Genomic DNA, 9912 nt, shown 5'->3' on the forward strand with positions numbered 1-9912 from the left:
TGCCGTCCGGGTTTTAATGTCGATCGAATTGATGCTCAATTCTGTTAACATTAACTTAATGGGTTTTTCCAACTATCTTGACCCCGCTAATATCCGAGGCCAAATTTTTACTATTTTCGTGATTACCGTAGCGGCAGCCGAGGCAGCCGTGGGTTTAGCGATTATCCTTACCATCTATCGTAACCGCGACACCATCGATATGGAACAGTTTAATCTGCTCAAATGGTAAGCTTTTAAATATTTACCCCCCCCTCTCTCCCTTTTCTGGGGAGAGTTTTCTTTGGCCAATTTTCCCTGTTAACGGGGATAAATCTCGGTGACAACTCGATCGGGGGAGCTACTGGTAACAACAATGTTATTATCTTCTAAAGTGCCGATCGCTTTATCGCCGGTGAGATTAAATTTTGGTTCCTGTTGTTCATAGATAATATTCCCCTCGGCCTCGACAATTTTTTCCGACATTTTCCAAGTTAAGATCTGACTATACAATTGCGCCCCAGTTTTCTGATTAATCCCCTTAACCCCATCCTTGAGATAAGCGATGCGATTGCCTAATTCCACCACCACACGATTACCAGTAATAGCGATTTGATCTTGATATTGAAAAATTTCCGTGGGGCGATCGGACGTTAGGGTACGATTTTGATAGTTCCAAATTGCCTGAGAACCAGAAATCTGTAAAGGTGGTTCTAAAGAGCGATATTCGAGGTTTTCTTGCAGGATAACCTGATTATTTTTTCTTTCCCAACGACCGCCGATAGCAGTAAGGCGATCGATAATAGTTTTATCAATATAGCGATCAAAAGCGACTTTTTGATCGGTACTAATGACTTGTTGAGGAATTTCCCAGTACAGGCGCTCGGTTTGCAGGACGACACGAGATTCCTTGGCGGTAGCCACCACTTGACCTTGTAATTCTAGTTTTTCTTGGCGCGTGTCGTAGCGTCCTTGGCGGGCCTTGGCTTCTAGTTGTAGATGACTACCTTTGATCCCTTTGGGGGAGATTAAAATACCTTCCTTGGGTAGCCAACGCAATTCCGGCGCGTTAATAATGGCTTTATTGCGGGGATCCACAGCCACAATATTATCTTTGAGGAGAATTTCCTGTCCTTCCTTGTAAACTTCCCCGCGGTCAGCACTAACCTGTAAAACTACTTTCCCATCTTGATAGATATTACCCTTGATATTTTCCAGACGGGCGATTTTTTGGTCTTGGGTGTAGGTAGCTTTTTTGACCTGAATTTTCCAGAGGGGTTGTCCGGAGGGGTTAGCCTGTTCTAAGGTGGCATTATTGAGAATTAATCGGCCAGTTTCCTCAATTTTAGGCGATTCTGTCGGCGAAATTTTCGGCGGATCGGGAGGTTGACAGGCTGTTAATCCCAGCAAACCGATTAGAAGGGCAGCCCCGCGCCCAATTGATAATTTTAATTGTAACCGCTGCCTCAATTTTGATCGCTCCGCTGCTATTTTCTCTCCTCCCAGTGTAGGGTAAGGGGTCGCCCCTTGACCGGTTGAAAGTAGTTTACTCGCTAGTTTTGCTGGGAAAAACCCCCGGTTGAACGGTGAGAGTTTGTTGTTTACCCCTGCGGTTAATCTCGATTTCCAGATTACCACCGATCGCACTGGTTTCTACACCTTGCTGCACATCCGAAGCAGTTTTAACGGGGTTTCCTGCCACAGTTTCGATGATATCACCCGGTTGCATTCCGGCTTTTTGAGCGGGGGAATTTTCCACCACTCGCAGGACGATTACCCCTTCATTTTGGTCAATATTAAAGCTTAATTCTTTAGTTTCATTCAATTGCTGCCGTAATTCTGGGTTTAGCGTCACCATCTGGATACCGATGTAGGGATGTTCCGCTTTACCCTTACTAGACAGCTGTCCCGCCACTTTTTGGGCGGTTTCGATGGGAATGGCAAACCCTAAACCCTGAGCATCGGCCCGAATTGCCGTATTAATGCCGATAACTTCCCCCTTGGCATTCAGCAACGGACCGCCGGAATTGCCGGGGTTAATAGCGGCATCGGTTTGGATAAAACGAACCCGTTTATCGGGAACCCCCACTTCGCTGCTAGTGCGTCCTAGGGCGCTAATAATGCCCACCGTAACAGTATTATCTAAGCCTAGGGGATTGCCAATAGCGATCGCCCACTCCCCCGGAATTAAAGTTTCGGCCTTGCCAAAAGTCACCGTCGGTAAATTTTCCGCCTCGATTTTCACCAGGGCCACATCGGTCATATTGTCAACCCCCAGGACTTTACCCTGATGAGTTTGACCGTTTTTCAAAGTCACTTTTACTTGGGTTGTCCCTTCCACCACATGGGCATTAGTCAAAAGTAGTCCATCTGTACTAACAATAAACCCGGAACCGGTTCCCCGTTCCAAATGCTCCCTGGGAATCGGCACTTCATTACCAAAAAAGCGCCGAAAAAAGGGCTGTTTAAATTCTTCGGGAATTTGGTCGGCCACTTCCCGGGCCGAGTCAATCCGCACCACCGCCGGCCCGACTTTCTGCACGGCCTGGGCGATAAAATTAACATTGCCGTCGGTTTGGGTAATAACAGGGAGAGAGAGGGAAGCGGGGAGGATTGCCGGCGGTTTATTTACCTCTAGGGGCGCTTTTCTGCTTAAATACTGATTTCCTAGCACTCCCACAGTACCACCTAGGGCGAGTAATCCCAGTGAAATCCCCAATCTTGTCAATAAACCCATAAGCTCTAGCCCTAAAATGTCGTGTGCGGTAGAATCGGCCCCAAACTTACCTATATTATAGGCTGTCTTTTTTGTCAGTAGAAAAGAATCAATGGGAACTTACCCCGTTTACGGGTCTTCTTTTAGGGGTAAAATCACGAAACAGCTATAAGAATCTCACTTCATGCAATTGTTTGATCGCATCCGTTTAGGGATAGCCGTAGCGGTGGCTAAAACCGTTACTGCTGTGGTTAAAGGACTCCGTTTAGGGGCCGCCAGCGTCTTGCCGGGGGAAATTGCCCGTCGTCTCCATCCCCGTTTGTTACCCCTACTCTGTGGGCAAGTCCGACGGGGGGTAATCTTGGTGGTTGGCACGAATGGAAAAACTACCACTTCCCTACTCCTAAGAACTATTCTAGAGCGTCAGGGGGCAAAAGTCACCCATAATACCACTGGGGCAAATTTAATTAATGGTTTAATCACTGCTTTATTAGCCGATGCCAATTTATTCGGCACTTTAAAGGCTGATTATGCCATTTTAGAAGTGGATGAAAATATTCTCCCTTTGGTTTTAAAAGATTGTCGTCCTCGCGCTATTTTAGCTCTTAATTTGTTTCGCGATCAACTCGATCGCTATGGGGAAGTGGATACAATTAGTCGCCGTTGGCAAGGGGCCATATCTCCCCTACCCACCGATACTTTAGTGATTCTCAATGCTGATGATCCGACTCTTTCCCATTTGGGTCAACAACTGCCCCAAAGAGTTGTATATTTTGGCTTAAGTGAACCAGAATTATATCTAGAAGAAATTCCCCACGCTGTCGATTCTATTTACTGTCCTAAATGTGGTGCTTCTTTGGATTATCGCGGAGTTTATCTCTCCCATTTAGGGGATTTTAGTTGTCCTAGTTGCGGCTTTAAAAAGAGTAGTCCTGCTTTTCATAGTCACGATTGGCCGCAGATTTTAATCGGTGTTTATAATAAATATAATACTTTAGCGGCGGGTTTAGTAGCCCAGGAATTAGGGATTAAAGATCGAGAAATTTTTGAGACAGTTCAGGGTTTTAAAGCGGCTTTTGGTCGAGCGGAAGAATTAGAAATTGAGGGTAAAAAAGTTAGAATTTTACTGTCTAAAAATCCCGTAGGTATGAATGAAACAATTCGCGCAGTGGCTGATATTTTACAGAAAGAAAAGTCTTCTACTACTCTCTTAGTTCTCAATGATCGCATCCCCGACGGGACGGATGTTTCTTGGATTTGGGATGTGGATACGGAAAAATTAACCCGTTTGGGAACAACTTTAGTGGTAACAGGCGATCGACTTTATGACATGGCTTTGCGCTTACAATATAGTCAGGATAGTCTCGCTTATCCGGTTAATTTAATTGTTGAATCCGATCTAAAAAAAGCGCTACAAATTGCCCTTAATAACACCAAAAATGAGGAAACTTTACATATTTTACCCACCTATTCTGCTATGTTAGAAGTACGAGAGATTCTCACAGGCCGAAAGATTTTGTAGAAATAAAAGGGGGACATAAGCGCAAGCTTACATTAGCTTTTTTTGTGAGATGCTTACACGCAGTTGTTCAGATATTTGTAATAATTTTTGATATTTCTACAAACTTGAGATGCAGCCTGTGTCTTATCCCCCATTCCCTAATCCCCTAATCCCCTAAGAAATTATGCAAGAACTAGAACTAAAAATCGGCTGGTTATATCCGACCTTAATGAGTACCTACGGCGATCGAGGTAATGTTATTACTATCCAAAGAAGATGTCAATGGCGTGATATTCCTGTGACAATTATTCCCCTAGATGCTCAAACAGAAGCCGAGACATTTTATCAAGTAGATATAATTGTTGGGGGTGGAGCGCAGGATCGGCAACAGGAGATCGTTATGCGCGATTTACAGGGTAAAAAAGCAGCGGCGATGAAAGAACAATTATCGGCAGGAATACCGGGAGTTTTTACCTGTGGTTCCCCACAATTATTAGGGCATTATTACGAACCAGCTTTCGGTCAAAGAATCGAAGGATTGGGATTATTAGACCTAGTAAGTAAACATCCTGGTCCCAATGCAAAACGCTGTATCGGTAACGTGGTTTTTGAAATTACTGCCTCTCCCTTAGCGGAGGAAATTAAAGCTATGACTGGGGAAAAACCGCTAGTAATTGGCTTTGAAAATCACGGGGGTCGTACCTATTTACAAACCGTTTCTCCCTTGGGAAAGGTGATTACTGGCTACGGAAATAACGGAGAGGACGGTTATGAAGGAGCATTTTACCACAATGCGATCGCTACCTATGCCCACGGTCCCTTACTACCCAAAAATCCCTTTTTAGCCGATTGGTTAATCCAAAAAGCTTTAGAACAAAAGTATCAAAAACCGATTTTTTTAACAAAACTTGATGATTCTCTGGCCCTGAAAGCACGATTTGCCATGTTTGAACGACTAGAACTAACCGGCGTGACCAATAAAGCCTAAACTGGTCATATACACTTATGGCAGGAGATAGTCAAACTAGCCATTAAGAATTTTAATTGTGGCAGCTTATGAAATTATGACTGGAAAAATTATCGATCGTCAAACGGCGGGGTTTCTCGTCCTCATCATCCCCCTAGCGGTGCTAATCATCCTTGTTTTTACCGCTTGGCCATTGATCCTACTTGTCTTCCTCTTAACTCTGGCAGTCAAGGTGTGGCAAGACTATCGCTGGTCAAAATTATCGACGGTGATTAACCCCTATTTCAATCAACTTTTACAGGACAATCAAGGTTGTCTCACCCCGATTGACCTATCGGCAAAAGCCAATCTCACGGCCAAATTAGCCAGACAATTTTTAGACAGAAAAGCTGAGGAATTTGGGGCGCAAAAAAAAGCTGTAGGCGATAAAGGTATGGCCTATTACTTTATCACCGCCAGTACCCTGGGTAGTATTTTTGATGAGAGTGACCCCTCTTTAGAAGAAATAGAGGAAAAACAAGTTCCTGCGATTACTGCCTCGAGATCTCCCCTGACCAATTTAGAGCAATCGCAGGAGGCTAAATCCCCCCTGATTGTCGCCGAGAAAAGCGAAAATTCTGTCTCGGAGGTTCCTGTTATTTCCTCCTCCCAATCTCTGACTAATTTAGGTAAATTATTTGAGGAAAAAGAGGAAGAAAATACCGCAGCAATCTCTGTTCAAGAAACGGTAATTCAAGAACCGGAGGAGATAATTAATCCTAGTTTAAACAGTTCTGCCAGTTCTTTGTTCCAGTCAGAATCAGAAGTTAGGGAAGAATCCCTAACCACTGTATCTGAAACCATCTCATCGATGAGTTTGGCGGATTTGGCTAAACGTTTAGGAGTTACTCCGGCCGTTTTGGGTAGAAACAAGAAAAATAAATCCGAAACAGAATTCGCCGATTGGAGTCGCATCAGAGATCCCGATGGTATTGCTTGGAAATTTGACGCAAAAAACTCCCTATTTGTGGCCAACTGATAGATAAATTTGTTTGGTTTTCTAGACAGGCTCCCTGCCTGTCTTTTTTGGCTCTAAGATAAGGGGGTATCGGCACCCCCCTTATCAAGGGTAGGGTTGATTCATGAATCAACCCTACTATGAACCAAACCTAGGAACAGGGGGGATCAACACCCCCTTATCAAGGGGGGATTAAGGGGGGATCAACACCCCCCTTATCAAGGGGGGATTAAGGGGGGATCAAAGGAACGCTGATTCCCGATAACATCAGTGATTGACTTTCCTGCTTTCATCCCCAAATAGTTGTGCTAGAATGGCGAAAAATTACCCCCATTGATAATTATGTTAGCCGAATTAGCCGCCGCCGAGATCGCTAAAATCGCCTTTGAAGCTGTTATCGGTAAATTAACGGAAGGAGCAATGGATAAAGGTGTAGAATTGTGGCAAAAAATTAAGCAAAAGTTACAAAAGGAACCCACCGCAGCCAAGGTTTTAGCGGCAGCCGAACAAACCAAATCCGAGGCAATGATTGAACAGCAAGTGGTTCCTTTTTTACAGGTAGAAATGCTCAAAGACTCCAATTTTGCCCAAGAAATCCAAACCCTAGCACAACAAATTAAACAAGTTATCAACAGTGGCAATCAAGAAAATATCGCCATGAATGCTACAGCTTATGATAATAGTACCGTTAAAATGGTAGGAAAAATCGAGGCAGGTAAAGTTAGTTTCTAAATCCTAATGTCTCTCTTGGGTTAGTTGGGTAAAATGTATCACTGAATACATTTTATTATTCCCTATTTGCCAGAAGAGAAGGATGAACCACAAAGGCACAAAGGACACAAAGAGTAACTAGCGATCGATTAATCAAACTTATCACAGGAAAGACAAGAGAGCCATCCTAATTTTTATCTCAAGAAAACCCCCAATTTTTCTCATGACTTCAGAAACTAATTCCAACGAGATTAATCTATCGGCAACGGCACAGGCTCAATCTAAAGTAAATTTAATTGGCAAAATCGAGACTAAAAATCTAATACTTTCCGAGGAACTTTTAAACCGATTGGAAACTCCATCGGGGGGTATTTTCAAGGGAGGAAATGCTCGAAAAAGTCTCGTCCATTGGCAGGGAAGGGAGGAGGAAATCACCCAAATTAAGCAGTGGTTTAATGATCAAAATGTTGCGATGATTGGCATCAAAGGAGTTGGAGGAATTGGAAAATCTACCCTAGCCAGCAAAATTTTTGAGGAGGAAATTCCCCTCGATCCTTCCCTAGGGGACGATGAAGATTTATTCCCAAAACGCTTTTGGTGGGAAGCGGGAAATCTGGGGGGATTTAGTGGTTTAGCTCGCCAACTACTGACGGACTTTGGTTATCCCGTCCCCAAAGAAGAAATAGATTTACAGGAAGCTTTAATCAGACAATTGCAACGCCATCGCCACCTAATTATTATCGATAATCTAGAGAGTTTATTAGGGGAAGATGGTTCTTGGAATAATGAATTTTATCAGCAGTTTTTCACCGCTTGGATAGAAAAAGGGGACACCAGCAAAATTATAGTCACCACCAGAGAAAAGCCAAAAACTAGGGGTTTTAACCATTGGATTGAGCTAAAAGGTTTGAAACCACCTGAAGGGGCGCAATTGTTAGCGGAATCGCAAATAACAGGGGATATAGAGAACTTTTCTCGACGGGTGGATGGGCATCCATTACTATTGCGATTGGTGGCGGATTTGCTCTTAGCAGAATTTCCGCAAAACCCCAGTTTAGAAAGGTTAGCGGATTTGGGATTAGGAAATTTATCACAACTTTTGAGCGATCCGCAGGTGATGGGTAGCCATCGTCAAGAGACAGTGGGAATTGCTTTAGTTTTAGATGCTAGTTTTCAGCGACTTAGCCAAAGACAGCAGGAATTATTCACTAAAACCAGCATTTATCGTCGAGAATTTGATTCTCCGGCAGCTAAAGCGGTGATGGATAATTACCCGGAGAGCGCACTGTCCGAGATCACGGCAGATCTGCGAGAATTACAGCGACGATCATTATTAGAAGAAAAAGAGGAAAATCGCCAGCGAATTTTTAGTTTTCAGCCTTTAGTTTGGGAATATGCACAATACAAAGCCGGCGATCAAAGGGAATTACACCAAAAAGCGATCGCCTATTATCTTTCTATTGCTAAACCCGACTCGTGGGAAACCCTCAACGATGTGCAACCTTACCTAGAAATTTTCTATCATCGCTATCAGTTAACCGACTACGACAATGCTTTTGATATTCTCCGTCCTATCCATGATTTTCTTACCCGGGGAGGCTATTATCAGATCTTAGCCGATTATTACCTGCAATTAGTCACTGTTTACCAACAACAGGAAGATCAAACCCACTGGAAATATACCGCATCCCTCACCAGTTTAGGCGCTGTTTACTATTCCCTAGGAGAATACCAAAAAGCGATCGAGTTTTATCAACAGTCCTTAGCAATCCAACGGGAAATCGGCGATCGGGGGGGTGAAGGGAAATCCTACGGTAATTTAGGCAATGTTTACTATTCCCTAGGAGAATACCAAAAAGCGATCGAGTTTCATCAACAGTCCTTAGCAATCTTTCGGGAAATCGGTGATCGGGGGGGTGAAGGGTATTCCTACGGTAATTTAGGCAATGTTTACCAATCCCTAGGAGAATACCAAAAAGCGATCGAGTTTCATCAACAGTCCTTAGCAATCTTTCGGGAAATCGGTGATCGGGGGGGTGAAGGGAAATCCTACAATAATTTAGGCAATGTTTACAATTCCCTAGGAGAATACCAAAAAGCGATCGAGTTTCATCAACAGTCCTTAGCAATCACACGGGAAATCGGTGATCGGGGGGGTGAAGGGAATTCCTACAATAATTTAGGCGCTGTTTACGGTTCCCTAGGAGAATACCAAAAAGCGCTCGAGTTTTATCAACAGTCCTTAGCAATCCTTCGGGAAATCGGTGATCGGTGGGGTGAAGCGAATGCTTGGTTTAATCTGGGAGTTACCTACTATAAACTCGATCGTATATCGGAAGCGAAAGAAGCATATCTTCAAGCGCGGGAATTATATCAAGCATTGGGGTTAGCAGTATATGTTCAAAAGTGCGATCAGGCAATTCGGCAATTAGAAACCCGAAAATATCCCTTAATCGTTGCTTTCTTTCTGGGGGTGGTGATGTTTCCTTTCGTTTTAATTGGGGGGATAATAGTGGCATTGTGGCGATTGTTAAAAAGATGGTTGAGGAAAGCATAATTAGGGCTTGCTGAATAAATGTGAAATGTAGGCAAAGTAAGGGTTTTGGGGCTTTACGAGCGAAACAGGTGCAAGATTTTGAGAGAATCGTCGTTCAAAACCTTGCGTCTTCATCGGCCCGCGTCCTGTAGGGGCGAAGCATTCGGATAGAAAATCTACGGTTTCACCGATAGGTTATTGCCCGAATGCTTCGCCCGTACTTTTTCAGCAAGCCCTAATTATCGGTAGGATGGGTTAAATATCCCTTATTTTTAACCTGAGTTTGACATCTGCTAATTTCCCCTCATAACTACCCTAAAGTGAGAAATTATGGCAATATTTCTAAGGATTACCAGAAAAGAAAGAGCGCCACGCTGCCGTGCCGATCGCTCCTCCTAAAAGGATAATTAACGTCCAAACTTGATTTTTTTGGGTTCCTTCCACCTTTTCTAGTCTTCTATCCATCCCATCGACTTTCTCAGTTAGTTTTGCTTGTCCTACCTCTAGC

The 9912-nt window shown here is 43.7% G+C and carries 8 protein-coding genes and 1 pseudogene; 6 read left to right on the plus strand and 3 right to left on the minus strand.

Annotation, left to right across the window (positions count from 1 at the left end; translation table 11 throughout):
- Positions 1 to 229: NADH-quinone oxidoreductase subunit NuoK (gene nuoK, locus O9323_RS19975; RefSeq protein ID WP_288125637.1), on the plus strand; the 229-nt coding region annotated here is incomplete at its 5' end.
- 68 nt (positions 230 to 297) lie between these two features.
- Here the strand turns inward: nuoK and lptC are convergent.
- On the minus strand, positions 298 to 1446 hold the full coding sequence (lptC, locus tag O9323_RS19980) for an LPS export ABC transporter periplasmic protein LptC (protein ID WP_002791741.1): 1149 nt from the start codon (positions 1444 to 1446) through the stop codon (positions 298 to 300).
- A gap of 76 nt (positions 1447 to 1522) precedes the next feature.
- Complete coding sequence (locus O9323_RS19985; RefSeq protein WP_288125638.1) at positions 1523 to 2713, minus strand: HhoA/HhoB/HtrA family serine endopeptidase; 1191 nt, start codon at positions 2711 to 2713, stop codon at positions 1523 to 1525.
- Positions 2714 to 2876: 163 nt separating this feature from the next.
- On the opposite strand from O9323_RS19985, the gene O9323_RS19990 reads away from it, so the two are divergent.
- The 5 genes from O9323_RS19990 to O9323_RS20010 all read left to right on the plus strand — a co-directional run bounded on the left by O9323_RS19990 (position 2877) and on the right by O9323_RS20010 (position 9425).
- Entirely contained in the window at positions 2877 to 4214 is a 1338-nt protein-coding gene (locus tag O9323_RS19990; protein WP_288125639.1) for a Mur ligase family protein, read from the plus strand.
- Between the two features lie 163 nt (positions 4215 to 4377).
- The gene (locus tag O9323_RS19995; RefSeq protein WP_012267906.1) at positions 4378 to 5181 is read left to right on the plus strand and encodes a type 1 glutamine amidotransferase; all 804 of its coding nucleotides are present in this window, start codon (positions 4378 to 4380) and stop codon (positions 5179 to 5181) included.
- 76 nt (positions 5182 to 5257) lie between these two features.
- Positions 5258 to 6178: a hypothetical protein gene (locus O9323_RS20000; RefSeq protein ID WP_353851603.1), complete on the plus strand. Its 921-nt coding sequence runs from the start codon at positions 5258 to 5260 to the stop codon at positions 6176 to 6178.
- 321 nt (positions 6179 to 6499) lie between these two features.
- A complete protein-coding gene (locus O9323_RS20005; RefSeq protein WP_288125641.1) occupies positions 6500 to 6889 on the plus strand; it encodes a hypothetical protein in 390 nt (129 codons plus the stop codon).
- 202 nt (positions 6890 to 7091) lie between these two features.
- Positions 7092 to 9425, plus strand: a complete 2334-nt coding sequence (locus O9323_RS20010; RefSeq protein ID WP_288125642.1) for a tetratricopeptide repeat protein — start codon at positions 7092 to 7094, stop codon at positions 9423 to 9425.
- Between the two features lie 321 nt (positions 9426 to 9746).
- Here O9323_RS20010 and O9323_RS20015 read toward each other — a convergent pair.
- Positions 9747 to 9912, minus strand: a pseudogene (locus tag O9323_RS20015) (DUF4164 domain-containing protein); the annotation flags it as partial.

Source organism: Microcystis sp. LE19-131.1A (assembly GCF_027532015.1).
GTDB lineage: Bacteria > Cyanobacteriota > Cyanobacteriia > Cyanobacteriales > Microcystaceae > Microcystis > Microcystis ichthyoblabe_A.

Excerpts from the sequence above, each read along its gene's own strand:
- O9323_RS19985 (WP_288125638.1), bottom strand. The coding sequence starts at position 2,713 with ATGGGTTTATTGACAAGATTGGGGATTTCACTGGGATTACTCGCCCTA.
- O9323_RS19990 (WP_288125639.1), top strand. The coding sequence starts at position 2,877 with ATGCAATTGTTTGATCGCATCCGTTTAGGGATAGCCGTAGCGGTGGCT.
- O9323_RS19995 (WP_012267906.1), top strand. The coding sequence starts at position 4,378 with ATGCAAGAACTAGAACTAAAAATCGGCTGGTTATATCCGACCTTAATG.
- O9323_RS20000 (WP_353851603.1), top strand. The coding sequence starts at position 5,258 with ATGACTGGAAAAATTATCGATCGTCAAACGGCGGGGTTTCTCGTCCTC.
- O9323_RS20005 (WP_288125641.1), top strand. The coding sequence starts at position 6,500 with ATGTTAGCCGAATTAGCCGCCGCCGAGATCGCTAAAATCGCCTTTGAA.
- O9323_RS20010 (WP_288125642.1), top strand. The coding sequence starts at position 7,092 with ATGACTTCAGAAACTAATTCCAACGAGATTAATCTATCGGCAACGGCA.